Genomic DNA, 24,957 nt, shown 5'->3' with positions numbered 1-24,957 from the left:
GCCGTTACGCCGCCGCGCCCCCGAACTCGCGGACCGCCTCGGACACGATCGTCTCCAGGTGGCCGTGGTGGGCGCCGCGCCAGTAGACCCGCTCGCACTCCGTGCACTGGGCGAACACGTCGTACGCCTGCTGCGTGCCGTGCTCCAGCAGCGCGCTCACGGAGTCCTTGGCGGCCCCGGTCAGGGTGCCGTTGCACGCGGTGCAGCGGGTCCACGGGTCCAGCACCGGAGCGAACCGGCCGAGGACGTCGCGGAGTTGCTCCTTGGGGCGGTCGCTGTAGACGTATGCGCCCGCCCAGATCTCGCGGCGGCGCAGCAGCCCGCGGTCCCGGGAGAGCAGGACGCGCCGCTCCCGTGCCGAGAGGGCGGCCAGGGCGGGGTCGCCGATGTCCTCGCTCTCGTACGCCGCGTCGACGCCCAGCAGCCGCAACCGGCGGGCCAGTGTGCCGAGATGGACGTCGAGGAGGAAGCGCAGCGGCGCGCCGGGCACCCGCTGCGGGCGTTCCACGGCACGCACCTCGACGTGCTCGCCGGGGCCCGGCACATGGGCGCGGGCCACCGGGGCGCCGTTCACCAGGAGCGTTCCGGCCTCGGTGAGCGGGACGCCGAGGGATTCGATGACATGGCCGAGGGTCGAGGAGCCGTCCGTGACGACGGGCGTGGGCCCGCCGCGGCGGTCGTGCGGGACGAAGAGCCGCAGCTCAGGGGCTACTTCGAGGGTGATCTCGGGTCCGTTCACCCGGCCAGGATGCCACCGGGGCGGGACGGGCGGCCAGGTATTTGGCAGGGGGCGGGCGGGGGCCCGGGGGCGTACGGGGGCGCGACCGCGCGCCGTCAGCGCGGGGCGAACGCGGTCGGAGGAACGCCGACCGTCGCGGTGAAGTCCCGCACCAGATGGGCCTGGTCGCTGTAGCCGAGGTCCGTCGCGAGCCGCGCCCAGTCGACTTCCGGGCCGGATTCGGCGGCCTCCAGCGCCTCGTGGATGCGGTAGCGGAGGATGACCCACTTGGGGCCGACGCCGACGTACGTGGCGAAGAGCCGTTGCAGGGAGCGGGCGGAGAGCCCGGTGTCCTGGGCGAGTCGGTCGGCCCGGCGCACCGTGCGGTCCGTGCGCGCCCGGTCGACGGCGGCCATCGCCAGCGTCGCCCGGGGGTCGGGGCGGGGCTCCAGGCCCAGCAGGAAGGCGTCCAGCGCCGCGACCCGCGCGTCCTCGTCGTCCGGTCCCAGGACCGCGTCGACGGGCGGCGGCGACCGCAGCACCTCGGCGGCGGGAACGTGGCGTCCGGTGAGGTCGCAGACGTCGTGCGCCGGCGCGAACGGGCGGAAGCCGCCGGGCCGGAACTGCACGCCGCAGACCCGCCCGCGCCCGGCCAGCTTCCGGGTGAAGAGCCCCGGGTCGACGCCCGCGACCTCGGCGTACCCGGACCGCTCCGCGGGGCTCGCCCCGGCCTCGTACCGCTGGAGGACCAGGTTCACCGACGGGTGCGGGACGACATGGGCGGCGTACGGCTCGGTGAGGTCCCAGTCGATCAGCCAGTAGTGCTCCAGGTACGGGCGCAGCGCGGCGGCGGGCTCGCGGCGGCGGAAGCGTACGTGGGCGAAGAGGTCCGGGGCGTCGACGATGCCCCGGGTGTCGCGGCGGGGTCCGGCGGCCATGCCACGATCCTAGGACTCCCGATCGGCGGCCTGTCGCGTTTCTTCAAGACGTGGGGCGGGACGCCGCGCAGGGTGGAGGCATGACGCAGAAGATCAGTGAACTGCTGGAAGTCGCCGCGGCCCGGGCGCTGCCCGTGGTCCGGGGCATCGACGAGAGCCGGCTGGGCGACCGTACGCCGTGCGCCGAGTACGACGTACGGGCGCTGCTGAACCACCTGTTCCTGGTGGTGGTGAACTTCCAGGCGCTCGCGGCCCGCGAGGAGGTGGACTTCGGCCGGGAGCCGGAGTTCGTGACGGGCGACTGGCGGGCGAGGTTCGCCGAGGAGACCGACCGGCTGGTGGCGGCGTGGGACGCGCCGGGCGCGGAGGACGGCACGACCGGGCAGATGGGACTGCCGGCCCGCACGGTGGGGCTGATGGTGCTCGGCGACCTGACCGTGCACGCCTGGGACCTGGCGCGGGCGACCGGCACGGACTTCGAGCCGGACCGGAGCGTGCTCGACGAGGTGGGCCCGGGGCTCGCGGCGATGGCCCCGCAGGCCCGCGCGATGAAGGTGTTCGGCGAGCCGTTCCCGGTAGGTGAGAGGGCTAGCGCCTTCGAACGGCTGCTGGCGGTGACGGGGCGCGATCCGGGCTGGCGTCCGGCCGGGACGGCCGGGGGCTGAACCCGGCGGGCGGTCCGGCGGGGCCGGTGGTGGCCGGTCCGGCGGGGCCGGTGGTGGCCGGTCCGGCGGGGCCGGTGGTGGCCGGTCCGGCGGGGCCGGTGGTGGCCGGTCCGGCGGGGCACGGGGTGGTGGCCGGGGCGTCGTAGAGGGGGCCGAGGGCGGCGTACGCGTCGTCGACGATGTCCGCGGCCAGGACCAGCATGTCCTGCTCCGCCAGCCGGGCGGCCCGGTGGGTGTACGGGGACGGTGGCGCCGGGTGCCTGCGGCGCCACCAGCAGTCGCAGGCCGCGTAGATGCCGCCGCCGAAGACGAGCACGGGGATGGACAGGGCCAGCAGAACGTCGCCCACGGCGGACCTCCTCGATGGTCGGTGTCCTGTGCATCGGCGTGTGGGGTGGTGGCGCTGAAGACCGGCTTCGGCCAAATTCGCCGTGATACATGGCTCGATCCGACCGAATGTGTGCACGTGAGAGCGCCTGTCTGAACGCTTCGACCGGCTGTACGGCCGTATTTCGGACGCCTCAAAGACACCGTGCGCCAGAATCCGGACGCATCGATTACCCGATGAGGCCAGGGAGTTCGACATACGAGGCGGTAGCTCGGTGCAGCACGATCTGAGTCCGGGGGCTCGTATGGGGGTGTCTCGTCGTGTTCGGTGCCGGGTGTGCCGATGGAAGCGGGCAGGGCGGCGGGGCAGGGGGCAGACGCGGGGCGTCCTCCTGGGACGAGGGTGTGAGTGTGTCGGCCGTCGCCGAGCGGCTGGGCGTGCGCGTGCCCGAGGCGGCCTCGGATGTGCGGGCCGGACACCGGAAGGGCCAGGACGACGCGCTGCTACTGGCGTTCGTGGTGCCGTCCGGAGACGTGGACGGCTTTCTCGCCGGGATGGATCCGGAGGAACCCGTGGAGGAGCGGGCCGTGCCGTTCGCGGGGGAGAGCGTGCCCGCCGCGCCCTTCGGCCATCTCGACCTGCCGGAACCGGTCGGCCTGCACGGTGTCCGAACGGCTCAGGTGTGCGCTCCCTGCGACGACGACCTCAACGCTCTCCACGTCGCGGTCGCAGCGATCGACGGTGAACGCAGCCGTGTCTATGTCAAGGGCGTCGACTGAGCCGTGCCCATGCGCCGGGCAACGGCAGCCTCGGGTGCGAGGCTGCTCGAAAACTCCGCTCAACCCAGGGTCAGGGCCACACCAGGCAGTAAGCCTGGTGGCCCGCGTCGTGCAGGCGGTGGGAGAAGTCCTGCCACTCGTGGAGCAGCTGGTAGACGTTGAAGGCGTCGCGCGGGCCGCCGCGGTCGGGGACCGTGGACCAGATGAAGGCCGCCGCGCCGACCGACTCCTCGCCGACGCCGCGCAGCGGGTCGACGACGGTCATCGGGAGTTTGACCACGGCGTAGTCGGGGTGGAGGACGACCAGTTCCAGCGGGGGGACCTTGTGCAGGGGTATGCCCTGGATTCCGGTCAGGACCATGGCGGCCACGGTCTCCGGCTTGATCTTGGTGAACATGCCGCCCATGCCCAGCTCGTCACCGCCGAGCTCCTCCGGGCGCATCGAGATGGGCACCCGGGCGGCGGTGGCGCCGTCCGGGGCGCCGAAGTACTTGTACGTCACGCCCATCCCGCCCCCGCTCCTGGTCCCGGGGGGCGGCGTGCTCTCCGCGCCCCTGCTCTGGGCGCGCTCGGCCCTGCGCCGGTGCCGCCCTCGCCGGGCAGGCTCGGGCCCCAGGTCGTCGGTCCCTTCGCCCACTCCGCCACCGCGATGCATATCTCATCCACCCGACTACTTCTTAGGAGACACAGCCCCCGCCGCGCAACCCGATCATCGTGTCAGTGACCTCCCCCGCGGGCGTGCGGTGAAACACCTGTCCGCAAGACCGTCCGTGCCTCTGACACCATGGCATGTGTGAGCTTTCCCTATGTCGCCCCAGTTTCGCAGACGTGAGGGTGCCGACGCTCTTTCGTGATACGAGGGAAGCGCGCTCCCTGCTCACCGGTGGCCGGGATTGAGCGTTGATTTCCGGCCCGGCCTCCCGATACCCGAATCGCAGATCAGGACCAAAGTGGCGTATTCATACGAAGCCCCAGTTTCGCAGTCGCTGTTCGACCGGGCGTCCGTCGTGACGCCCGGCGGCGTGAACTCACCCGTGCGTGCCTTCCGGGCCGTGGGCGGTACGCCCCGGTTCATGGTGTCCGGCACCGGTCCGTACCTCACCGACGCCGACGGCCGTGAGTATGTCGACCTCGTGTGCTCGTGGGGGCCGATGATTCTCGGCCACTCCCACCCCGAGGTCATCGCCGCCGTCCAGGAGGCGGTGTCCCGGGGTACCTCCTTCGGTACGCCGGGTGAGGGCGAGGTCGCGCTCGCCGAGGAGATCGTGGCGCGGATCGAGCCCGTCGAGCAGGTGCGCCTGGTCTCCTCCGGCACCGAGGCGACCATGTCGGCGATCCGGCTGGCCCGCGGCTTCACGGGCCGGGCCAAGGTCGTGAAGTTCGCCGGCTGCTACCACGGGCACGTGGACGCGCTGCTCGCCGCCGCCGGGTCGGGCGTGGCCACCTTCGGGCTGCCCGACACCCCGGGGGTCACGGGCGCCACGGCCGGTGACACCGTCGTGCTGCCGTACAACGACCTGGACGCGGTGCGCGCCGCCTTCGCCGCGCACCCGGGCGAGATCGCCTGCGTGATCACCGAGGCCTCGCCCGGCAACATGGGCGTCGTCCCGCCCGCGGACGGCTTCAACGCCGGGCTCAAGGAGCTGTGCGCGGCCAACGGCGCCCTGTACATCTCCGACGAGGTCATGACGGGCTTCCGTACGTCGAAGGCCGGCTGGTACGGCGTCGACGGCGTCCGCCCCGACCTGATGACCTTCGGCAAGGTGATGGGCGGCGGCTTCCCCGCCGCGGCCTTCGGCGGTCGCGGCGACGTGATGGCGCACCTGGCCCCGGCCGGCCCGGTCTACCAGGCGGGCACCCTCTCCGGGAACCCGGTCGCCACCGCCGCCGGGCTCGCCCAGCTGCGGCTGCTGGACGACGCGGCGTACGCGAAGATCGACGCGGTCTCCGCCGAGCTGCGCTCCCTGGTGGGCGAGGCGCTCACCAAGGAGGGCGTCGCGCACACCGTGTCCGCCGCGAGCAACATGTTCTCGGTCTTCTTCACCGATCAGCCGGTGCGCGACTACGACGACGCCAAGAAGCAGGACGTCTTCCGCTTCACCGCGTTCTTCCACTCCATGCTGGAGCAGGGCGTCTATCTGCCGCCGTCGGCGTTCGAGTCCTGGTTCGTCTCCACGGCCCACGACGAGCGGGCGGTCGAGCGCATCGCCGCCGCCCTGCCCGCCGCCGCCCGCGCCGCATCGGAGGCCACCGCATGAGCGAGCAGAGCCCCAAGCCCGAGAGCGCCGGCCGGGACGAGCAGCTGACCGTGGTGCACGTGGTCCGGCACGGCGAGGTCCACAACCCGGACGGTGTGCTCTACGGCCGCCGCCCCGGCTACCACCTCTCCGACCTGGGCCGGCAGATGGCCGACCGGGTCGCCGAGCACCTGGAGAAGCGCGACATCACCCATGTCGTCGCCTCCCCGCTGGAGCGCGCCCAGGAGACGGCCGCGCCCATCGCCAAGGCGCACGGCCTGGACCTGGCCACCGACGCCCGGCTGATCGAGGCCGCCAACGTCTTCGAGGGCAAGACCTTCGGCGTCGGCGACGGCGCGCTGCGCAAGCCGGACAACTGGAAGCACCTCACCAACCCCTTCAAGCCGTCCTGGGGCGAGCCGTACGTCGATCAGGTCGTCCGGATGATGGGCGCGATCGACGCCGCCCGGGACGCGGCGCGCGGGCACGAGGCGGTCTGCGTCAGCCACCAGCTGCCGATCTGGATCCTGCGCTCCTTCGTGGAGCGCCGCCGCCTCTGGCACGACCCGCGCAAGCGGCAGTGCACGCTGGCCTCGCTGACCAGCTTCACCTACCGGGGCGACACGATCGTCTCGGTCGGCTATTCGGAGCCGGCCCGGGACCTGGTGCCCGCGCACCTGCTGGCCGGGGCCAAGCCGGTGAAGGGGAAGCCGGGGCAGTCCAAGGCGTTCGGCGCATAGCCGCAGCCGTGGCTCCAGCAGTGGCCCCGGCCGCTGAGAAGAACATGCGGGACCCGTGACGGCGGCGGCGGTGGCCGTCGTGACCACCGCGGCAGCGGTGAACGCTGCGCCCCTGCGACCGTCGTGACCGCTTCGAACGTCTCGCCCTCCCTGTCTCCGTTGTGACCCGTGGTGGCAGTGGTTCCCGTGGGACTCGTCGTGGTCGCGAACGCCTACGACGAAACGGTGTAACGATGACGCGCACTGCCCCCGGAGACGTAATCGACCGGAGACCGTCGGAGCGGTCCCTCCCGGTGAGGCCGGCCGATGAGTGACCCCGTCTGCGCGGCGGATGCCGCCCCCCACCCGGTCACCGGCCCCCGGATAGCCCGACTCACCCGCCGGCTCGAAGCCGCCCGGGACACCGCTGCCCGGGACGCCCTGACCGAGGCGTTCTGGGGTGACGTCGCCCGCTCCGGAACCCCGCTCGTCGAAGCGCTCGACGACGCCCCCGGCCACCGTGCCGTCACCTTCCTCTGGCGCGGCCACCGCGCGACCCGCCAGGTCCTCCTGATGGCGACCGGCATCGGCGACCGCGAGCGACCCGCCGACTCGCTCCTCCACCACCTGCCGGGCACCGACATCTGGTACCTCGGCTACCGGCTGCGCGCCGACCACCGCGGTTCCTACCGGCTGGTGGCCGACATCTCCCCGGGCCCCGCGCCCGCCGACCCCGTCCGGCTCCAGCGGCGGCTGGTGGCCCTGATGGCGCACGGCGTGGCCGATCCGCTCAACCCCCGCCGCCTGCCGGTCCGCTGGCGCGCCGTGGAGAACTCGGTGTTCGCCCTGCCGGAGGCCCCGCCTCAGCCGTGGGCCGGCCGGCGGGCCGGCATCGGGCGCGGCGCCGTCGAGCGGCACACCCTGACCGGCGGCGCCCTGGGCGAGGAGCGCGAGGTCTGGGCGTACCTTCCGCCGGAGGGCGCGGGCCGGGCGGACGGCCCCGGCGTCGGCGGGCCGCTGCCGGTGCTCGTGCTCTGCGACGGGGACATGTGGTTCGGGCGCCTCGGCTTCCAGGACGCGCTGGACGCGCTGATCGCCGACGGGGCCCTGCCGCCGCTCGCCGTCCTCGCCCCGGACGCGGTCGATGCCGCGACCCGGCGGCGCGACCTGGGCGGACGCGAGGCCTACGCCGCGTTCCTCGCCGACGAACTGCTGCCCTGGGCGCGTGCCCGGTGGCCGCTGACCGCCGACGCGGACCGTACCGCCGTCTCCGGCCAGGGGTCCGGCGGGGCGGCGGCGCTGTACGCGGGTCTCACCCGGCCCGAACGCTTCGGCCGGGTGCTCGTCCAGTCGCCGTCACCGGGATGGTCGCCCGGCGAGGGGCCGCGTACGGACGGCGGCGACCTGCGTACGGGCGGCTTCGGACCGCGTACGGATGCCGACGTGCCGCGTACGCATGCCGACCTGTGGCGTACGGACGGCGGCGCGGGCGCCCGGCCCGTCGTCCATCTCGGCCTCGGATTGCACGACGGGGCCGCGGCCGCCCAGCACGGTGAGGCCCTCGTCGCGGTGTTGCGCGCCCGGGGGCACCGGGTCCTGCGCACCGTCCACAACGGCGGCCGCGACCACGCCTGCTGGCAGGGGCTCCTGGCCGACGCCCTGGTGGAGGCCTTCCGGCAGGAACGGCCGGCGGACGGTCTTCACGCCCGCGCATGAGTTCGAGGTTTCAGGGAATCCGACCCGTCGGCCGGCGATCCGTCGGCCGACGGCAGAACTGCGGAGGGCCGTCCACGCGTCCCTCAGCAGAGCTGCTCGTAAGGGAGTGCGAACACCGTACGGACGTAGCGCCGAGATCGGCCGCCGGCCGGCAAGGTAAAGCGTAAAGAAAGTCCCCAAATGCACGGAACCGACGTGTTACGCGCCTCATCTAACCCTTCAGCAGTTTGTATGGGCTTGAGATAAAACGACCGCAGATGGGGACGGTATGCGCGACATCAATCGAAGGGGCCTGCTCGGGGCGGGGCTCGGGGCCGCAGCCGCGATCGGACTCGCCGGCTGTGGCGCCTCGGGCTCCTCCGGCGACGGAGGGTCCGGGCAGGGCGGCAAGGGCGACGCCGGTACCGGCGGCAACGGCAGCGGAAACGGCTCGCCGAAGAACAAGGTCCGGCTGATCGGCGACGGCTCGACCGCCGACACCGGCAAGCAGCCCCAACAGCCGCCGGCGCCCGTCCCGCTCGAACCCGGCCAGAAGCCGCCGCAGTTCGTGATCTTTTCCTGGGACGGTGCGGGCGAGGTCGGCAACGGTCTCTTCCCGCGCTTTCTCGAACTCGCCAAGGAACACGACGCGGCGATGACGTTCTTCCTCTCCGGGATCTATCTGCTGCCCGAGTCGAAGAAATCCCTCTACCGTCCGCCGAACAACCCCCGCGGCGCCTCCGACATCGGCTATCTCACCGACGGCCACGTCAAGGACACGCTGAAGTACGTGCGCCAGGCGTGGCTGGACGGCCACGAGATCGGCACCCACTTCAACGGGCATTTCTGCGGCGGTTCCGGATCCGTGGAGCGCTGGACCCCGGCCCAATGGCACAGCGAGATCAATCAGGCTGTGTCCTTCGTCACGGAATGGCGGACCAACACCGGCTGGGAGAACGAGGACCCGCTCCCGTTCGACTATCGCAAGGAACTGGTCGGCGGCCGCACCCCCTGTCTGCTCGGCCAGGACAATCTCCTGCCGACCGCGAGCAAGCTGGGCTGGCGCTACGACGCCAGCTCGCCCGGCGGCCGCCAGACCTGGCCCGTGAAGCGCGGCGGCATCTGGGATCTGCCGCTGCAGGCGATGCCGTTCCCGGGGCACTCCTTCGAGGTGCTCTCGATGGACTACAACATCCTCGCCAACCAGTCGCAGAATTCGACCAAGGGCATGCCCTCGCGTTATGCCTATCTCGCCGGCCGCGCGCGGCGCGATCTTCAGGCGGTTTATGCGACGCCTACGACTCGAATCGCGCACCGTTCTACATCGGCAACCACTTCGAGGAGTGGAACGGCGGCATCTATATGGACGCCGTGGAAGAAGTGATCAAGAAGGTGGCGGACAAGGACGACGTGCGTCTCGTCTCGTTCCGGCAGTTCGTCGACTGGCTCGACGCGCAGGATCCCGCCGTGCTCGCCAAGCTCCGGACACTGGACGTCGGCCAGGCGCCCGCAGGCGGCTGGAACTCCTTCTTTAATCAGGCTTGACAAGGGGCTTTACGGGCAGCGAGGGGGGCGCGGGAAGGCCTGGAAACTGCCATGCGAAACTTTTCACATGAGCTTTGGCCGCGCGTCCCGACGCCGCTTCACCCTGCTCGCCGCCACCGCCGTGGCCGGTGCCCTGACGCTGTCCGCGTGCGGCGACGGCAACAAGGCCGGGGGTGGCGGCAACACCAACTTCGTCACCGGCAGCGGAGGCATCTCCACCGTCGCGAAGGGCGACCGGGTGGCCGCGCCGAAGCTCGACGGCAACAGCCTGGAGGGCAAGCCGCTCGACCTCGCCGACTACAAGGGCAAGGTCGTCGTGCTCAACGTCTGGGGCTCCTGGTGCGGACCCTGCCGGCTGGAGGCGAAGTACTTCGCGAAGGTCTCCGAGGAGACGAAGGCGCAGGGCGTCCAGTTCGTCGGCATCAACACCCGCGACTCCCAGCGGGACGCGGCGATCAACTTCGAGAAGGACTACGGGGTCGCCTACCCGAGCTTCTACGACCCGATCGGCAAGCTCATCCTCCGCTTCCCCAAGGGCACCCTGAACCCGCAGGCCATCCCGTCCACCGTGGTCATCGACCGGGACGGGAAGATCGCGGCCCGCACGCTCCAGGCGCTCGACGCGGACGAGCTGCGCAAGATGATCGACCCGATCATCGCGGAGAAGTGATCCGGTGATCCCCCTCGCCGCGCACCACGAGGCCGTCACGCTGGCCGCGTACAACGACACCGTCCTGAGCGGGGCCCTGCTGGCCGCTCTGCCGCTCGCCCTGCTGGCCGGTCTCATCTCCTTCTTCTCACCGTGTGTCCTGCCGCTGGTGCCCGGCTATCTGAGTTACGTCACCGGGGTCAGCGGCACCGACCTGGCCGACGCGCGCCGGGGCCGGGTGGTGGCCGGAGCCTCGCTCTTCGTCCTCGGCTTCACCGTCGTCTTCGCCTCCACCGGTGCGCTCTTCGGCTACTTCGGCCAAGAACTCCAGATGCACGCCGAGGTGCTCAACAAGGTCCTCGGCGTGCTGATGATCCTCATGGGCGTCTTCTTCATGGGGCTCCTGCCGGGTGTGACGCAGCGCGAGTTCCGCATCCACAAGCGGCCGGTGACCGGGCTGGCCGGAGCACCGCTGCTCGGCGCCCTGTTCGGGATCGGCTGGACCCCGTGCATCGGCCCGACGCTCTCCTCCGTGCTGGCGCTCTCCACCCAGAGCGCCACCGCCGGACGTGGCGCGATACTGACCGTCGCGTACTGTCTCGGACTCGGTGTCCCGTTCGTCCTGGCCGCCGTCGCCTTCCGTAAGGCGCTCGGTGCGTTCGGCTGGGTCAAGCGCCACTACGCATGGGTGATGCGGATCGGCGGCGGCATGATGATCGTGACCGGAATCCTGCTGCTGACCGGTGCGTGGGCCACGCTCATGCAGCACATGCAGAGCTGGTCCAGCGGCTTCGTTGTAGGGATCTGAGTCCAATGAGCAAGGCGAACAGCACCGGGACGCGGCAGCGCGCGGACGAGCAGGCGCAGGGCTCCGCCCACGGCGCGGCCGGCGACCGGCTCTCCACCGCACCCCGCGAGGAGCGCCCCGACACCGGGGCGGCCGTGCCCGCGATGGGCGTGATCGGCTGGGTCCGCTGGTTCTGGCGGCAGCTCACCTCGATGCGGGTGGCGCTGATCCTGCTCTTCCTGCTCTCGCTCGGCGCGATCCCGGGGTCGCTGATCCCGCAGACCAGCGTGGACGACATGAAGGTGCAGGCCTTCAAGGACCAGCACACCACCCTCACCCCGGTCTACGAGAAGCTCCAGCTCTTCGACGTCTACAGCTCGGTGTGGTTCTCCGCGATCTACATCCTGCTGTTCGTCTCGCTCATCGGCTGCATCGTGCCGCGCACCGGCCAGTTCGTCGGCCAGCTGCGCAGCCGCCCGCCGGGCGCGCCGAAGCGGCTGACGCGGCTGCCCGCGTACACCACCTGGCGCACGGAGGCCGAGCCCGACGCGGTCCGCGAGGCGGCCCTCGCGGTGCTGCGCAAGCGGCGGTTCCGTACGCACGGGGTGGGCGACGCGGTCGCCGCCGAGAAGGGCTACCTCCGCGAGGCCGGGAACCTGGTCTTCCACATCGCCCTGATCGTGATGCTGCTGGCCTTCGCCTCCGGGCAGCTCTTCAAGTCCGAGGGCGGCAAGCTGGTCGTCGAGGGCGACGGCTTCTCCAACACGCTCACCCAGTACGACGACTTCAAGTCCGGCTCGCTCTACGACTCCGACTCGCTGGCCCCGTTCAGCTTCGTGCTGGACGACTTCGCCGGTACGTACGAGAAGAGCGGCCCGCAACGCGGCACCCCGCGCACCTTCGAGGCCCGGGTGACGTACACCGAAGGGGCCGACGGCGCGGAGCGCAAGGGCGTCATCAAGGTCAACGAACCGCTCGTCGTGGACGGCACCAAGGTCTATCTGATCGCCCACGGCTACGCGCCCGTCGTCACCGTCCGGGACGGCTCCGGCAAGGTCGTCTCGAAGACCGCCGTGCCGCTGCTGCCGATCGACGACAACATCACCTCGTCCGGCGCGATCAAGGTGATGGACGGCTACAAGGACAAGAAGGGCGTCAAGACCCAGCTGGGCTTCAAGGCGTTCTTCGTGCCGACCTTCGCCGGACACGGCAAGGGCCAGATGTTCTCGCAGTTCCCCGGCCTGGAGTTCCCCGTGCTGGCGCTCAGCGCCTACCAGGGCTCCCTCGGCGTCGACTCCGGGCTGGCGCAGAACGTCTACCAGCTCGACACGTCCAAGATGAAGGAGTTCAAGGACAAGGACGGCGAGCTGCTCAAGAAGATGCTGATGCCCGGCGAGAAGCTGGATCTGCCCGACGGCGCCGGATCGATCACCTTCGACGGCGTCGAGGAGTGGGCCAGCTTCCAGGTCTCGCAGCAGCCGGGCACCGGCTGGGCGCTGACCGGAGCCGTCGCCGCCATCGCCGGACTCGCCGGTTCGCTGTTCATCCAGCGCCGCCGCGTGTGGGTGCGGGCGGTCCGGGGCGCCGACGGCGTCACAGTCGTGGAGATGGCGGGCCTGGGCCGCAGCGAGTCCGCGAAGCTCCCCGAGGAACTGGGCGACCTCGCGGCCGCTCTCGTCACCACCGCGCCGGTCGAGCCGGAGAAACCCGCGGCGTCGTCCGCGTCCATGGACGCGGACGGACCCGATGCCACCAACGAGGCCGGGAGCCGGCCCGTACACCCTGCCGAAGCACCTGCCGAAGGGGCTGAGAAGTGAATCTCGCCGCCGCAACCAACGAGAGCCTGGCGCACACCAGCAATGTGCTGATCTATTCGTCGATGGCCGTCTACACCCTGGCCTTCTTCGCGCACATCGCGGAGTGGGTCCTCGGCAGCCGCAGCAAGGTCGGGCGTACGGCCGCCGCGCTGTCCGCCTCCGGAACGGCCGCCTCCGCCTCCGCCCCGGTGGTGAAGACCCAGGCCGGCGGCACCGCCGTACTGGAGCGGCCCGAGGTCGTCACCCGCTCCGCCACCGGTACGCGTGACGTGCCCGACGGCCCGGGCGCGGCGGGCGGCACGTTCAAGGGCGATCTGTGGGGCCGGATCGCGGTCTCGCTGACCGTGGTGGCGTTCCTCGTCGAGGCGGGCGGGGTCATCACCCGCGCCCTGTCCGTGCAGCGCGCCCCCTGGGCCAACATGTACGAGTTCTCCATCACCTTCTCCACGGCGGTGGTCGGCTCCTACCTGGTGCTGCTCGCGCTGAAGAAGAACGTCCGCTGGATCGGGCTCCCCCTGGTCACCACGGTCCTGCTGGACCTCGGCATCGCGGTCACGACGCTCTACACCGACAGCGACCAGCTGGTGCCCGCGCTGCACTCGTACTGGCTGTGGATCCACGTCTCGACCGCGATCATCTGCGGCGCCGTCTTCTACCTCGGCGCGGTCGGCACGGTCCTCTACCTCTTCCGCGACAGCTACGAGAACAAGCTCGCGTCGGGCGGCAAGCCCGGGAAGTTCGCCTCCTCGGTCATGGAGCGGCTGCCCTCGGCGTCCTCGCTGGACAAGTTCGCGTACCGGATCAACGCGGCCGTCTTCCCGCTCTGGACGTTCACGATCATCGCGGGCGCGATCTGGGCCGGTGACGCCTGGGGCCGCTACTGGGGCTGGGACCCCAAGGAGGTCTGGTCCTTCATCACCTGGGTCGCCTACGCCGCCTATCTGCACGCCCGCGCCACCGCCGGCTGGAAGGGCCGCAAGGCCGCCTACCTGGCGCTCGTCGCCTTCGCCTGCTGGCTGTTCAACTACTACGGCGTGAACATCTTCGTCTCCGGCCTGCACTCCTACGCCGGCGTCTGAGCGACCCACGCACGACGCGAAAGGCTCCCCGGACGGAATCCCGTCCGGGGAGCCTTTCGTCTGCGGTGGTGCGCCGTCAGGACGTGGGCGGGGTCTTGTCGTCGGGGCCGGTGCCGCCGTCACGACGGCCCGGCTCCTCCCCGGCCTCCGCCTCGGGCTTCCGGTCGTCCTTGAGGGACTTCAGGAAGTCCGGGTTGTCGTCCGGGGCCACCCACTGCTGCCGCCTGTTCCGCTGCCACGAGGAGGGCCCGGCGCCTTCGGCCGTGGTGTGGCGGACCTTGCCCGCGATGAGCCAGACGACCGGGCCGACGATCCAGAACAGCAGGATGATGAAGACCCAGGCGATCTTCGGCAGGTGCTTGGTGTCCTCTTCCGAGGTGTTCAGGCAGTCGATGAACGCGTAGATCGTCAGAGCCAGCGGCACGATGAACATCAGGGCTCTCATGGTGCGTCCCCCAGGAAGTGGCGGCGGGCGGGACGATTGCCCCGTATCGCGGCCAGGGTACCGGCTCGGTATGAAGGAACCGGGGCGCGGGACGGGGGAGCCCCGGCGGGGCCGCGGGGGTGGGGATGACAAACTGGACGGCATGGCTTACGACGATCTTCGCTCCCTGCTCCGGGCTCTTGAGCGCGATGGTGATCTCAAGCGCGTCAAGGTCGAGGTCGACCCCCACCTGGAGGTCGGCGAGATCGTCGACCGGGTCAACAAGGCCGGCGGCCCCGCCCTGCTGTTCGAGAACGTCAAGGGGTCCTCGATGCCCCTGGCCATGAACGTCTTCGGTACCGACCGGCGCCTGCTCAAGGCCCTCGGGCTGAAGGCGTACAGCGACATCAGCGACAAGATCGGCGGGCTCCTCAAGCCGGAGCTGCCGCAGGGCTTCGTCGGCGTACGGGAGGCCTTCGGGAAGCTCGGCTCGATGGTGCACGTGCCGCCGAAGAAGGTGAAGTCCGGCGACGCGCCCGTCCAGGAAGTGGTGCTGACCGGCGACGACGTCGACCTGGACAAGCTGCCCGCGCTGTTCACCTGGCCCGAGGACGGCGGCTCGTTCTTCAACCTCGGCCTCACCCACACCAAGCATCCCGAGAACGGCGTCCGGAACCTGGGCCTCTACCGGCTCCAGCGCCACGACAAGCGCACCATCGGGATGCACTGGCAGATCCACAAGGACAGCGCCAACCACTACCAGGTCGCCGCCCGGCGCGGTGAGCGGCTGCCCGTCGCCATCGCCTTCGGCTGCCCGCCCGCCGTGACGTACGCCTCCACCGCGCCGCTGCCCGGGGACATCGACGAGTACCTGTTCGCCGGGTTCGTCCAGGGCAAGCGGATCGAGATGGTCGACTGCAAGACCGTGCCGCTCCAGGTGCCCGCGCAGGCGGAGGTCGTCATCGAGGGCTGGCTGGAGCCGGGCGAGATGCTGCCCGAGGGGCCGTTCGGGGACCACACCGGCTTCTACACCCCGCAGGAACCGTTCCCCGCACTGACCATCGACTGCGTCACCATGCGGAAGCGGCCGCTGCTCCAGTCCATCGTGGTGGGCCGCCCGCCGACCGAGGACGGGCCGCTGGGCCGGGCCACGGAGCGGTTCTTCCTGCCGCTGCTGAAGATCATCGTGCCGGACATCGTGGACTACCACCTCCCCGAGGCGGGCGGCTTCCACAACTGCGCGATCGTCTCGATCGACAAGAAGTACCCGAAGCACGCCCAGAAGGTGATGAGCGCGATCTGGGGCGCGCACATGATGTCGCTGACCAAGCTGATCGTGGTCGTCGACTCCGACTGCGATGTCCACGATCTGCACGAGGTCGCCTGGCGGGCGCTCGGCAACACCGACTACGCCCGCGACCTCGTGGTCGCCGAAGGGCCCGTCGACCATCTGGACCACGCCTCGTACCAGCAGTTCTGGGGCGGCAAGGCCGGCATCGACGCCACGAAGAAGCTGCCCACGGAGGGCTACACACGGGACGGGGGCTGGCCGGAGATGGTCGTCTCCGACCCGGAGACGGCGGCGAAGGTCGACCGCCGCTGGAAGGAATACGGGCTGTGAGCAGTGCGGCAGAAGCGGCGTCCGTCCAGGGCCCCGCACCCTCCAGCAGCAAGGTCAGGGCCTTCCTGCGGCTCGTGATGATCGAGCACTCGGTCTTCGCGCTGCCCTTCGCGTACATCGCCGCGCTGACCGCGATGTTCCTGCTGGACGGCACCATCCACTGGGGCGTCCTGCTCCTCGTCACGCTGGCCATGGTCGGGCTGCGGACCTTCGCGATGGCCGCCAACCGGATCATCGACCGGGAGATCGACGCCCGGAACCCGCGCACCGCCGGCCGTGAGCTGGTGACCGGCGCGGTGTCGGTGCGGTCCGCGTGGACCGGCGCGATCGTCGCGCTGGCGGTCTTCCTGGGCGCGGCGGCCCTGCTCAACCCGCTGTGCCTGGTGCTCGCGCCGCTGGCCGTCGTGCCGATGGTGGTCTACCCGTACGGCAAGCGGTTCACGAACTTCCCGCACGCGATCCTGGGCCTCGCGCAGGCCATCGGCCCGGTCGGCGCCTGGCTCGCGGTGACCGGCAGCTGGTCGTGGGACGCGGTGATCCTCGGGCTCGCGGTGGGCATCTGGATCGGCGGCTTCGACCTGATCTTCGCCTGCCAGGACGTCCAGGCGGACCGGGCCCACGGGGTGCTCTCCTTCCCGGCGCGCTTCGGGATCCCGGCCGCGCTGTGGGGCGCGCGGGTGTGCCACGCGGTCACGACCGGGCTGCTGGTGTGGTTCGGGCTGGCGACGGACGCCGAGGTCTTCTACTGGATCGGCATGGCGATCGTCGCCGTGGCGTTCGTCTACGAGCACCGGGTGGTGCGGCCGCACGACCTGTCCCGGCTGAACCGGGCGTTCTTCTCGGTGAACGGCTTCATCGGCATCGCGCTGTTCGCCTGCGCGCTGCTGGATCTGCTGTCGCGCGGCCTGACGCCGTAATCCCCGCGCGGGTCAGGGGTCAGACCGTGACCAGGTTGTCCGGGCCTCGACGCGTGGACGGCCGGCGGAAGAGGAACGCCGCCGCCACACCGCCGATCAGCCCGAACAGGTGCCCCTGCCAGCTGACGCCCGACTGGGTGGGCAGGACGCCCCAGAGCAGCGAGCCGTAGACCACGGCGACACCGACGCCTATGAGGACGTCCCAGGGCCGGCGGTCCACGAAGCCGCGGACCAGCAGATAGCCGAGCAGTCCGAAGACCACGCCGGACGCGCCGAGCGTGATCGTGTTCGCCGGGGCGGTCAGCCAGACGCCGAGGCCGCTGGCCAGGATGATCGTCACGACGACGGCGGCGAACCGGCGCAGTCCGGCGAGCGCGGTGATGAAGCCGAGGACCAGCAGCGGGACGCTGTTGGACGCCACGTGCTCCCAGCCGCTGTGCAGGAACGCGGCGGGCACCACGTCCCGCAGCTCGGAGAGCTCGCGCGGGCTGATGCCGTACGTGTCCAAGGCGTGGCCCGAGGCCGTGTCGATGCCTTCGAGGATCCACAGGAGGGCCACCCAGCCCGCCATCAGGAGCCCGGCGGTCAGGGCCCGCGCGCTGCCGGTGGTGCCGTTGTCCGCGGTGCGGTCGGTGGTCCAGTAATCGCCCATGGTCTGCCCCTGCCCCCGGGTTGCCCGTCACCCGGAGAACGTCCGGGGCGCCTGCCCGGTTCCGGGTGCCGGGCGCGGGGGCGTGCCGGATAGGCTCGCTGGTGTGGAATCCAGGACTTCAGTGACTCATCAGCGGCGGCGGCCTTGGATTGTCGGGGTATCCGGTGCTTCGGGTACCCCGTTCGCGGCCGCCGTTCTGCGCGGGCTGCTGGCGGCCGGCGAGAGCGTGGACCTGGTGGTGAGCCGGGCCTCGCGGCTCACCCTGCTGGACGAGACCGGCATCGCGTTCCGGGACGCGCACTGGCGCGAGGATCTGCGCGGTTGGCTGGATCGTGGCGCCGACGGGAAGCCGGACGCGTTCGCGGTGGGCGAGGCGGAGCTGGAGCGCGTACGCCACTGGCCGGCCGGTGATCTGGCCGCCGGGCCGTCCTCCGGGTCGTACCCGGCGAAGGGGATGCTGATCGTGCCGGCCTCGACGGCCTGTGTGGCCGGAGTGGCGCTCGGTCTGTCGAAGGATCTGCTCCAGCGGGCCGCGAGTGTGACGCTCAAGGAGCGCCGCCCGCTCGTCGTCGCGGTGCGCGAGACCCCGCTGAGCGGCCAGACGCTGAAGCAGATGGTGGCCCTGGACGAGGCGGGCGCGATCGTGCTGCCCGCCTCTCCGGCGTTCTACGCGGGTGCGACGCACATCCAGGACCTGGTGGATTTCGTCGCGGGGCGGGTGCTGGACGCGGCAGGGGTGCCGCACCGCTTGTACCGCCGGTGGGAAGGAGAGCTCGGTGGCTCCCGGGGTCCGCAGGGCCGCTAGGCCGCTGGTCAGCGCTTCTTGTGCGCGCGCGGGGTGCGGGTCTTGTCGACGCGGTGGGCGGCGGCGGGCTGGTGGGCACGCGAGCGGTTGGCCAGGTCCTGCAGCTCGCGCATCCGGGCGTAGGCCATCTCGATCGTGTACACGGTGAAGTTCACTCCTGAAGATTCGAAAGCGTTTCTTGGATGTTCTAGAAGATTTGCAGGGTGTCGACCCTGCATGCCTTAGATTCTACACGTAAACTCGCGGTACTGCTGAACAATGGAAGGTTTCAGTCATATGGACGCGGTGGACAGGCAGCTCATCCAGGCCCTCAGAGAGAACGGCAGGGCCTCGTACGCCGAGCTCGGGCGGCTCGTCGGGCTCTCCGGACCCAGCGTCACCGACCGCATCAACCGGCTGGAGACCGCCGGGGTCATCACCGGCTACCGCGCCACCGTCGACTCCGCGTCGCTCGGCCTCGGCGTCACCGCGCTGATCGGGATCTCGCTCTCGGACGCGGCGGACCACGAGGACGTGGCGCGCCGGCTGAAGGACCTCGCGGAGATCGAGGACGCCTGGTTCATCGCGGGCGACGACTCGTACATGCTCAAGGTGCGCGTCGGCGACGTGGACGGCCTGGAGAAGACCATCCGCCGCCTCAGCGGTACGAAGGGCGTCTCGCGGACCCGTACCACGATCGTGCTCTCCACCAAGTGGGAGAACCGGGTCGGGGAGCTGCCCGAGGAGGCGTAGGCGCGAAGCGCCGTAAAGGGGGCCCCTCCCGCCCGAAAGGTGGGGGAGTACGGTTGGGCGGAGTCTGATACACGGAGAAATGGGAGGCGGCCTAGTGGACGCGGGACTCAAGCGCGAGCTGGAGGAGAAGGTCCGGGCCGGCGAGCGGCTGACCCGCGAGGACGGGGTCGCGCTCTACGCGTCCGACGACCTGGCGTGGCTGGGCGGTCTCGCGCACGAGGTGCGGACGCGCAAGAACGGCGACGTGGTGCACTTCAACGTCAACCGTCACCTCAACATGACGAACGTGTGCACCGCCTCGTGCGCGTACTGCTCGTTCCAGCGCAAGCCGGGCGAGAAGGACGCGTACACGATGCGCATCGAGGAGGCCGTCCGCCTCGCCAAGGCGATGGAGAACGAGAACCTCACCGAGCTCCACATCGTCAACGGCCTCCACCCGACCCTCCCGTGGCGCTACTACCCGCGCTCGCTCAGCGCGCTGAAGGAAGCCCTGCCGGACGTGGCGCTGAAGGCGTTCACGGCGACGGAGATCCACCACTTCGAGACGATCTCCGGCCTCTCGGCCTCCGAGATCCTCGACGAGCTGATCGAGGCCGGTCTCGAATCGCTGACCGGCGGCGGCGCGGAGATCTTCGACTGGGAGGTCCGCCAGCACATCGTCGACCACCGCACCCACTGGGAGGACTGGTCGCGCATCCACCGTCTCGCGCACGAGAAGGGGCTCAAGACCCCGGCGACGATGCTGTACGGGCACATCGAGGAGCCCCGTCACCGCGTCGACCACGTGCTGCGGCTGCGGGAGATGCAGGACGAGACCGGCGGCTTCCAGGTCTTCATCCCGCTGCGCTACCAGCACGACTTCGTGGACATGAAGGACGGCAAGGTCCGCAACAAGCTCCAGGCGCGCACCACGATGGCGACCGGCGCGGAGGCGCTCAAGACCTTCGCGGTCTCCCGTCTCCTCTTCGACAACGTGCCGCACGTCAAGGTGTTCTGGGTGATGCACGGCGTGCAGACCGCCCAGCTCGCGCTCCAGCACGGTGCGGACGACATGGACGGCTCGGTCGTCGAGTACAAGATCACGCACGACGCGGACGACTTCGGCACGCCGAACAAGCTCGGCCGTGAGGATCTGCTGGACCTGATCCGTGACGCCGGTTTCCGGCCGGTCGAGCGGAACACCCGGTACGAGATCCTGCGCGAGTACCCGGGGCCGGAGGCGGACCGGCGCGAGTCGCCGCAGCCGATGCGCGTCTGACCGCGTCCGACGCGCCTCTTCCTGTCCCGTGTGAGCCCCGGCCGCCGTCCCCGGCCGGGGCTTTCTCATGTTCCGGACAGGCTTGAGCCGGCCGGTAAGTAATAGTTACTCTTGCTCTATGGCACTTACATTCGAGCTGGATCCCTCGTTCACCCCCGCCCTCCGCGACGGCATCACCGCCCTGTGGGCGGACGTCACCAACGCGGGCGGGGCCGTCGGCTTCGTCCCGCCCGTCACGCCCGAGGAGATCCGGCCCGACCTGCTCAAGCACCTCGCCGCCATGGAGCAGGGCCGGGTCCGGCTGCTGGTCGGCCGGGACGAGGACGGCTCCGTCGCCGCCACCGCCTTCCTCAGCCTCAACGACCACCGGCTGCTCCGGCACTGGCTGATGCTCTACACCGTGATGGTCCACCCCCGCCTCCAGGGCCAGGGGTGCGGCCGCGACCTCATGGCGGCCGCCGCCGACGCCGCGCGCTCCATCGAGGGCATCGAGGCCATCCGGCTCACCTGCCGGGGCGGCACCGGCGCGGACCGCTTCTACGCCGCCTGCGGCTACAAGGAAGTCGGCCGCGTGCCGGACGCCATCCGGGTCGCCCCCGGCGACGACCGCGACGACATCATCATGCTGCTGCCGCTCGGAGGCCCGGCAACCCCCTGAACCGAGAGAATTCGGGCCATGCTTCACTGGACGGGCAGAAGCGTGTCGAGAGTCCATGGGAAGAGAGGCCAGCCGTGTCCGCTGCCAAGCCGAGCGCGATGATCCGGTACACCGCGTTGCGCCTGTTGATCTTCGTCGGCTGCTTCTTCGTCGCCGGTGTCGCCGTCCACTTCGGGCTGATCCCCTCCGGCCTCGGCGGCTCCAACATCGTCTGGGTGATCCTCCTCGGCCTCGTCCTCTCCGCCCCGCTCAGCTATGTGCTGCTGCGCAGGCAGCGCGACGAGCTGTCCGAGCAGATCGTCTCCACGGTCGACCGGACCAAGGCGCGCCTCGACGCCAACCGCACCCGCGAGGACGCCGTTCAGTAAGGTTCCTCACACGCGCGCCGCGCGTCCCCTGCTCTTCCGCCGGACCCCGTACCGGAGCGAACCGCTCCGGTACGGGGTTCTCGGCGTTTTCCGGCCAGGTGTACCGGCAGCAGGGCCGCCCGTGAGCCAAAGAAAAGCTTTGAGGTTCCCAAAGTTCAAGTGTTAACGTATTCGACATGAAGACAGCTGTGCGCATCCGCCATGCCGCGAGCATCCCGCTCGTGGCGCGCCTGCATGTCGATCTCTGCCGCTGTATGTCCGCGGTCTGTTGCCGCGAGGTCTGATACGGCATCATGCAGCGGCGCCGCCCCCGACGCGGGCGCCGCGACCCCGTCCCCGTTCCACCGCACGACCGCACGGACTGCCCCCGTGCGCCCCGATGCGTCCTTAACTGGAGTGTGTCCGTGTCCGCGAATCCCGCGTCCGCCGCCCCCGAGGCCGAGCAGCCGTCCACCGGCTCCGGCCCCGGTTTCCGCATACCCAAGGTTCCGTTCTGGGCCCAGATCGTCGCCGGTCTGGTGCTCGGTGTACTGCTCGGCTGGCTGGCCCGCAGCCAGGAGCTCGGCTGGCTCGTCACCACCCTCGACGAGATCGGCTCGCTCTTCGTCCAGCTGCTGAAGCTGGCCGTCGCCCCGCTGGTCTTCTTCGCGATCCTCGTGTCGATCACCAACCTGCGCCAGGTCAACAACGCCGCCCGGCTGGCCACCCGCACCCTGCTCTGGTTCATGATCACCTCGCTGATCGCGGTGGCCATCGGCCTCACGATCGGCCTGGTCACCAACCCGGGCTCCGGCACCGGTCTCACGCCGAAGGACGGCAAGCTCTCCGAGACCAAGGGCAGCTGGATCGACTTCCTGACCGGCATCGTCCCGGACAGCGTGATCACGCCGTTCACCGAGCTGAACGTGCTCCAGATCGTCTTCATGGCCGCCGTCGCCGGTGTCGCCGCGCTCAAGCTCGGCGAGAAGGCCAAGCCGATCCTCACCCTCAGCCAGTCGGTCCTGGAGCTGCTCCAGAAGGCCCTGTGGTGGGTCATCCGCCTGGCCCCGATCGGCACCGTCGGCCTCATCGGCTACGCCATCGCCGACTACGGCTGGGACCTCATCGGCAAGTACGCGACGTTCACCGCCGACGTCTACATCGGCTGCGCCATCGTGCTGTTCGGCGTCTACCCGCTGCTCCTGGCCACCGTCGCCAAGGTCAGCCCGCTCCAGTTCTTCAAGGGCGCCTGGCCCGCGATCCAGCTCGCCTTCGTCTCCCGCTCCTCGGTCGGCACCATGCCGGTCACCCAGAAGGTCACCGAGCGCCTCGGCGTTCCGAAGGAGTACACCTCCTTCGCCGTCCCGTTCGGCGCGACCACCAAGATGGACGGCTGCGCCGCGATCTACCCGGCGCTGGCGGCGATCTTCATCGCGCAGATCTTCGACGTGCAGCTGGGCATCGGCGACTACCTCCTGATCGCCTTCGTCTCGGTGATCGGTTCGGCGGCCACCGCCGGTCTCACCGGCGCGACGGTCATGCTGACCCTCACCCTGTCCACGCTGGGCCTCCCGCTGGAGGGCGTCGGTCTGCTGATGGCCATCGACCCGATCCTGGACATGATCCGCACCGCCACCAACGTGGCCGGTCAGGCGGTCGTCCCGGTCATCGTCGCGGCCCGCGAGAAGATCCTCGACCACGACCAGTACAACTCGGCCTCGGCCTCCCCGATCGACGCCTTCGGCGACACCGACGAGGACGAGGTGCGCGACGCCGAGCCCAAGAGCGCGGTGCCGGTCACCGCGTAACTCCGCAGCGCAGCGCCCCCGGACCCCGCGTACGTCTCCGTACGCGGCCCGGGGGCGCTGTCGTGTGTCGTGCCGCCCTGCCCGTGTCAGGGGTTCTGGAAGAGGACTTCGGGGTTGGCCGGGGTCGGGCCGTTCAGCAGCCGGGCGGGCCGGCCGCGCAGGCTCCGGTCGAAGAAGGCGGTCACATAGCTCCTGGTGATCGTGGTCGAACGGGCCGCGGAGAGCGTCGCCTCCGGGTCCGGGTCCTCGATGCCGAGCTGCTCACCGATCTCCGGGGTGTCGGTGAAGGTGAAGTGCCCGGAGTCGCGCACCGTCAGCCACCGCTTCCACCCGCTCAGCCGGTCCCAGCCGTCGTCCCAGGACGTGTCACCCGCGCCGGGCCCGTGCCCGGGGTCGGTGCCCAGCATCAGGAACGGCCGTCCGTCCAGCCCCTCGGCGGGCATCGGGGCGAAGAACGTGCCGTCCATGTTGACGCCCGCGTCCACCCGGCGGTCGGCGGCCATGGTGGAGGCGGCCGCGTTGCCCCCGATGGAGTGGCCCGCCATGCCGACCCGGTGCGGGTCGATCGTCCGGGCGTGCCGCCACGCCGGGTGCGGGCCGGTCAGCCGGTCCAGCAGGAACGAGAAGTCGGCGGCCCGCCCGGTGGCGACGGAGGCCAGCACCTCGCGCCGCGCGGCGTCGTCGGGCTGCGCGGCCACCCGGTCGCAGGCGGCACAGGTCAGGACCCGCCCGTCGGGCAGCTCCGTACCGGTCGACTCGTACGGATGGTCCGCGGTCGCCACGACATACCCCCGGCTCGCCAGCTCCTCCGCGAGCCCGGTCAGCGTGGCCCGGGGCGTGCCGAAGCCGGGCGAGAGCAGGACCAGCGGGAAGCGCCCGGGGGCGGGTCGGGCGGCGTTACGCGCATGGGCGCGGGTCGCGCCGAGGACATCGGCCGGTACGACGTCCTCCAGACCGCGCTGCGCGAGCATCAGCCGCGCCTCTTCCGTCGTCATGTACGGGACCGGGTCACCGCCGCTGCCGGGACGGGCCGGGTAGTGCAGCGACACCAGCAACCGGCGCGGCCCGGCGGCCGGGACCCACGGGTCGGGGCGCGCGTGGTCGGTCAGGAACAGGGTGTCGCGGCCGGTGGCGTACGGGCCGGTGGGGCGGGGCAGCGTCGCCGAAGCAGGTGCGGCCGCCTGATCGCCGGGTGCGGAGGCGGTGGTTAAGGCGGCGGGCGGGCCGGATGCCGCGGCGGGTGCGGCCGTCCCGGCCAGGGCGGCCAGCGCGGTCAGGGCGAGGGTTGCGGCGGTCGCGGCGGCCATGGCCGGCCGGTTGCTGCGAGCGAAGATCGTCATGCCCGCAACGCTAGGCGGCGGCTCGGGCCGCCCACATCGGACGGCGGGTGGAGCCCGTGTCGGACCAGGGGATGACGGCGACGGCCCACAGCGGGAGGGCGGCGACGGCCCGGCGGGGGCGGACGCGGTTCCGGTGGCCGATGCGCCGGTCTCATGCGCCGGGCCGATGCCGGTATCGGTGCCGACACCGACACCGACACCGACACCGATGCCGATTACCCGACACCGATACCGAGGGGGCGTACGTGCCGTACGGGCCGGGCGATTTCGGCCAGTGAAGCAGGTATTGCCGCACCCTTTCTGGTGGTTCGCCGCCATCCGCTCGACCGGTACCGGCCACCTCTGCATGGTCCAGACCATTGACTTGGGCTGCCCCCTCCTCCTACCGTGACCGTTGCCCGGGGCCGAGGTCGCGGGGGAGGCCGGAACGCTTCACTGC

25 protein-coding genes and 1 pseudogene are annotated in these 24,957 nt (G+C 70.9%); 18 read left to right on the top strand and 8 right to left on the bottom strand.

Translation table 11 applies throughout. The features are described from left to right. Positions 1-4: 4 nt before the first annotated feature. Together KV381_RS15360 and KV381_RS15355 are read right to left on the bottom strand one after the other, a co-directional pair. The gene (locus KV381_RS15360; RefSeq protein ID WP_218785405.1) at positions 5-739 is read right to left on the bottom strand and encodes a Mut7-C ubiquitin/RNAse domain-containing protein; all 735 of its coding nucleotides are present in this window, start codon (positions 737-739) and stop codon (positions 5-7) included. Between the two features lie 95 nt (positions 740-834). Then, positions 835-1,656 carry a helix-turn-helix domain-containing protein gene (locus tag KV381_RS15355; protein ID WP_103536615.1) on the bottom strand — a complete coding sequence of 274 codons (822 nt, stop codon included), beginning with the start codon at positions 1,654-1,656 and terminating at the stop codon, positions 835-837. Between the two features lie 80 nt (positions 1,657-1,736). On the opposite strand from KV381_RS15355, the gene KV381_RS15350 reads away from it, so the two are divergent. Next, on the top strand, positions 1,737-2,321 hold the full coding sequence (locus KV381_RS15350; RefSeq protein ID WP_218785402.1) for a TIGR03086 family metal-binding protein: 585 nt from the start codon (positions 1,737-1,739) through the stop codon (positions 2,319-2,321). On the opposite strand, the gene KV381_RS15345 is transcribed toward KV381_RS15350, so the two are convergent. Next, positions 2,245-2,670 carry a hypothetical protein gene (locus KV381_RS15345; RefSeq protein WP_218785400.1) on the bottom strand — a complete coding sequence of 142 codons (426 nt, stop codon included), beginning with the start codon at positions 2,668-2,670 and terminating at the stop codon, positions 2,245-2,247. The genes KV381_RS15350 and KV381_RS15345 overlap by 77 nt on opposite strands. Positions 2,671-3,059: 389 nt before the next feature. Here KV381_RS15345 and KV381_RS15340 point away from each other — a divergent pair, with 389 nt between their 5' ends. Continuing rightward, on the top strand, positions 3,060-3,428 hold the full coding sequence (locus KV381_RS15340) for a hypothetical protein (protein ID WP_050495792.1): 369 nt from the start codon (positions 3,060-3,062) through the stop codon (positions 3,426-3,428). Between the two features lie 70 nt (positions 3,429-3,498). Here the strand turns inward: KV381_RS15340 and KV381_RS15335 are convergent, their stop codons facing one another. Then, positions 3,499-4,083, bottom strand: coding sequence for a hypothetical protein (locus KV381_RS15335; RefSeq protein WP_073780093.1), 585 nt, complete (start codon positions 4,081-4,083; stop codon positions 3,499-3,501). 295 nt (positions 4,084-4,378) lie between these two features. Between KV381_RS15335 and hemL the strand changes: the two genes are divergently transcribed. The 8 genes and pseudogenes from hemL to ccsB all read left to right on the top strand — a co-directional run bounded on the left by hemL (position 4,379) and on the right by ccsB (position 13,956). Continuing rightward, complete coding sequence (hemL, locus tag KV381_RS15330) at positions 4,379-5,686, top strand: glutamate-1-semialdehyde 2,1-aminomutase (RefSeq protein ID WP_181008053.1); 1,308 nt, start codon at positions 4,379-4,381, stop codon at positions 5,684-5,686. Next, a complete protein-coding gene (locus KV381_RS15325) occupies positions 5,683-6,405 on the top strand; it encodes a histidine phosphatase family protein (protein WP_030088123.1) in 723 nt (240 codons plus the stop codon). Before hemL ends, KV381_RS15325 begins: the two co-directional genes overlap by 4 nt. A gap of 306 nt (positions 6,406-6,711) precedes the next feature. Continuing rightward, positions 6,712-8,100 (top strand): enterochelin esterase domain-containing protein, encoded by a 1,389-nt coding sequence (locus KV381_RS15320; protein WP_086779907.1) that lies wholly within the window; start codon positions 6,712-6,714, stop codon positions 8,098-8,100. A gap of 268 nt (positions 8,101-8,368) precedes the next feature. Continuing rightward, a pseudogene (locus tag KV381_RS15315) lies at positions 8,369-9,624 on the top strand (hypothetical protein). A 67-nt stretch (positions 9,625-9,691) separates the two neighbouring features. Further along, positions 9,692-10,294 carry a TlpA disulfide reductase family protein gene (locus KV381_RS15310; protein WP_030088129.1) on the top strand — a complete coding sequence of 201 codons (603 nt, stop codon included), beginning with the start codon at positions 9,692-9,694 and terminating at the stop codon, positions 10,292-10,294. Positions 10,295-10,298: 4 nt separating this feature from the next. Then, positions 10,299-11,081: a cytochrome c biogenesis CcdA family protein gene (locus KV381_RS15305; RefSeq protein ID WP_030088130.1), complete on the top strand. Its 783-nt coding sequence runs from the start codon at positions 10,299-10,301 to the stop codon at positions 11,079-11,081. A 5-nt stretch (positions 11,082-11,086) separates the two neighbouring features. Continuing rightward, positions 11,087-12,877 carry a cytochrome c biogenesis protein ResB gene (locus tag KV381_RS15300; protein ID WP_086779908.1) on the top strand — a complete coding sequence of 597 codons (1,791 nt, stop codon included), beginning with the start codon at positions 11,087-11,089 and terminating at the stop codon, positions 12,875-12,877. After that, entirely contained in the window at positions 12,874-13,956 is a 1,083-nt protein-coding gene (gene ccsB, locus KV381_RS15295) for a c-type cytochrome biogenesis protein CcsB (protein WP_030624559.1), read from the top strand. The genes KV381_RS15300 and ccsB overlap by 4 nt, the downstream gene beginning before the upstream one ends. Before the next feature lie 76 nt (positions 13,957-14,032). Here ccsB and KV381_RS15290 read toward each other — a convergent pair whose 3' ends face one another. Further along, positions 14,033-14,389, bottom strand: a complete 357-nt coding sequence (locus KV381_RS15290) for a PLD nuclease N-terminal domain-containing protein (protein WP_030088135.1) — start codon at positions 14,387-14,389, stop codon at positions 14,033-14,035. Between the two features lie 154 nt (positions 14,390-14,543). On the opposite strand from KV381_RS15290, the gene KV381_RS15285 reads away from it, so the two are divergent. Both KV381_RS15285 and mqnP read left to right on the top strand, forming a co-directional pair. Beyond that, positions 14,544-16,001 (top strand): menaquinone biosynthesis decarboxylase, encoded by a 1,458-nt coding sequence (locus tag KV381_RS15285; RefSeq protein WP_030624565.1) that lies wholly within the window; start codon positions 14,544-14,546, stop codon positions 15,999-16,001. After that, complete coding sequence (gene mqnP, locus KV381_RS15280) at positions 15,998-16,918, top strand: menaquinone biosynthesis prenyltransferase MqnP (RefSeq protein ID WP_086778274.1); 921 nt, start codon at positions 15,998-16,000, stop codon at positions 16,916-16,918. Before KV381_RS15285 ends, mqnP begins: the two co-directional genes overlap by 4 nt. 19 nt (positions 16,919-16,937) lie before the next feature. On the opposite strand, the gene KV381_RS15275 is transcribed toward mqnP, so the two are convergent. Beyond that, entirely contained in the window at positions 16,938-17,570 is a 633-nt protein-coding gene (locus KV381_RS15275) for a rhomboid family intramembrane serine protease (RefSeq protein ID WP_030624568.1), read from the bottom strand. 121 nt (positions 17,571-17,691) lie between these two features. On the opposite strand from KV381_RS15275, the gene KV381_RS15270 reads away from it, so the two are divergent. Then, the gene (locus KV381_RS15270; RefSeq protein ID WP_030624571.1) at positions 17,692-18,375 is read left to right on the top strand and encodes a UbiX family flavin prenyltransferase; all 684 of its coding nucleotides are present in this window, start codon (positions 17,692-17,694) and stop codon (positions 18,373-18,375) included. An 8-nt stretch (positions 18,376-18,383) separates the two neighbouring features. On the opposite strand, the gene KV381_RS15265 is transcribed toward KV381_RS15270, so the two are convergent. Beyond that, complete coding sequence (locus tag KV381_RS15265; RefSeq protein ID WP_007460445.1) at positions 18,384-18,530, bottom strand: hypothetical protein; 147 nt, start codon at positions 18,528-18,530, stop codon at positions 18,384-18,386. A 121-nt stretch (positions 18,531-18,651) separates the two neighbouring features. Here KV381_RS15265 and KV381_RS15260 point away from each other — a divergent pair, with 121 nt between their 5' ends. The 5 genes from KV381_RS15260 to KV381_RS15240 all read left to right on the top strand — a co-directional run bounded on the left by KV381_RS15260 (position 18,652) and on the right by KV381_RS15240 (position 23,178). Next, positions 18,652-19,107 carry an Lrp/AsnC family transcriptional regulator gene (locus KV381_RS15260; RefSeq protein ID WP_003968405.1) on the top strand — a complete coding sequence of 152 codons (456 nt, stop codon included), beginning with the start codon at positions 18,652-18,654 and terminating at the stop codon, positions 19,105-19,107. Positions 19,108-19,201: 94 nt separating this feature from the next. After that, positions 19,202-20,365 carry an aminofutalosine synthase MqnE gene (mqnE, locus tag KV381_RS15255; protein ID WP_030088144.1) on the top strand — a complete coding sequence of 388 codons (1,164 nt, stop codon included), beginning with the start codon at positions 19,202-19,204 and terminating at the stop codon, positions 20,363-20,365. 118 nt (positions 20,366-20,483) lie between these two features. Next, positions 20,484-21,023: a GNAT family N-acetyltransferase gene (locus KV381_RS15250; RefSeq protein ID WP_030088145.1), complete on the top strand. Its 540-nt coding sequence runs from the start codon at positions 20,484-20,486 to the stop codon at positions 21,021-21,023. 74 nt (positions 21,024-21,097) lie between these two features. Further along, entirely contained in the window at positions 21,098-21,391 is a 294-nt protein-coding gene (locus tag KV381_RS15245; protein WP_032786031.1) for a DUF4229 domain-containing protein, read from the top strand. A 404-nt stretch (positions 21,392-21,795) separates the two neighbouring features. Next, complete coding sequence (locus KV381_RS15240) at positions 21,796-23,178, top strand: dicarboxylate/amino acid:cation symporter (protein WP_030624575.1); 1,383 nt, start codon at positions 21,796-21,798, stop codon at positions 23,176-23,178. A gap of 86 nt (positions 23,179-23,264) precedes the next feature. Here KV381_RS15240 and KV381_RS15235 read toward each other — a convergent pair whose 3' ends face one another. Next, on the bottom strand, positions 23,265-24,518 hold the full coding sequence (locus KV381_RS15235) for an alpha/beta hydrolase (protein WP_086778276.1): 1,254 nt from the start codon (positions 24,516-24,518) through the stop codon (positions 23,265-23,267). Between the last annotated feature and the right edge of the window lie 439 nt (positions 24,519-24,957).

The sequence above is a fragment of the Streptomyces sp. WY228 genome, from assembly GCF_019287315.1.
Lineage (GTDB): Bacteria > Actinomycetota > Actinomycetes > Streptomycetales > Streptomycetaceae > Streptomyces > Streptomyces caviscabies.
This window is presented reverse-complemented; position numbering and strand designations above follow the sequence as displayed.

Excerpts from the sequence above, each read along its gene's own strand:
- KV381_RS15310 (WP_030088129.1), top strand. The coding sequence starts at position 9,692 with ATGAGCTTTGGCCGCGCGTCCCGACGCCGCTTCACCCTGCTCGCCGCC.
- KV381_RS15335 (WP_073780093.1), bottom strand. The coding sequence starts at position 4,083 with ATGCATCGCGGTGGCGGAGTGGGCGAAGGGACCGACGACCTGGGGCCC.
- KV381_RS15260 (WP_003968405.1), top strand. The coding sequence starts at position 18,652 with ATGGACGCGGTGGACAGGCAGCTCATCCAGGCCCTCAGAGAGAACGGC.
- KV381_RS15325 (WP_030088123.1), top strand. The coding sequence starts at position 5,683 with ATGAGCGAGCAGAGCCCCAAGCCCGAGAGCGCCGGCCGGGACGAGCAG.
- KV381_RS15300 (WP_086779908.1), top strand. The coding sequence starts at position 11,087 with ATGAGCAAGGCGAACAGCACCGGGACGCGGCAGCGCGCGGACGAGCAG.
- KV381_RS15320 (WP_086779907.1), top strand. The coding sequence starts at position 6,712 with ATGAGTGACCCCGTCTGCGCGGCGGATGCCGCCCCCCACCCGGTCACC.
- KV381_RS15250 (WP_030088145.1), top strand. The coding sequence starts at position 20,484 with ATGGCACTTACATTCGAGCTGGATCCCTCGTTCACCCCCGCCCTCCGC.
- KV381_RS15235 (WP_086778276.1), bottom strand. The coding sequence starts at position 24,518 with ATGACGATCTTCGCTCGCAGCAACCGGCCGGCCATGGCCGCCGCGACC.
- KV381_RS15285 (WP_030624565.1), top strand. The coding sequence starts at position 14,544 with ATGGCTTACGACGATCTTCGCTCCCTGCTCCGGGCTCTTGAGCGCGAT.
- KV381_RS15355 (WP_103536615.1), bottom strand. The coding sequence starts at position 1,656 with ATGGCCGCCGGACCCCGCCGCGACACCCGGGGCATCGTCGACGCCCCG.
- KV381_RS15350 (WP_218785402.1), top strand. The coding sequence starts at position 1,737 with ATGACGCAGAAGATCAGTGAACTGCTGGAAGTCGCCGCGGCCCGGGCG.
- KV381_RS15290 (WP_030088135.1), bottom strand. The coding sequence starts at position 14,389 with ATGTTCATCGTGCCGCTGGCTCTGACGATCTACGCGTTCATCGACTGC.
- KV381_RS15275 (WP_030624568.1), bottom strand. The coding sequence starts at position 17,570 with ATGGGCGATTACTGGACCACCGACCGCACCGCGGACAACGGCACCACC.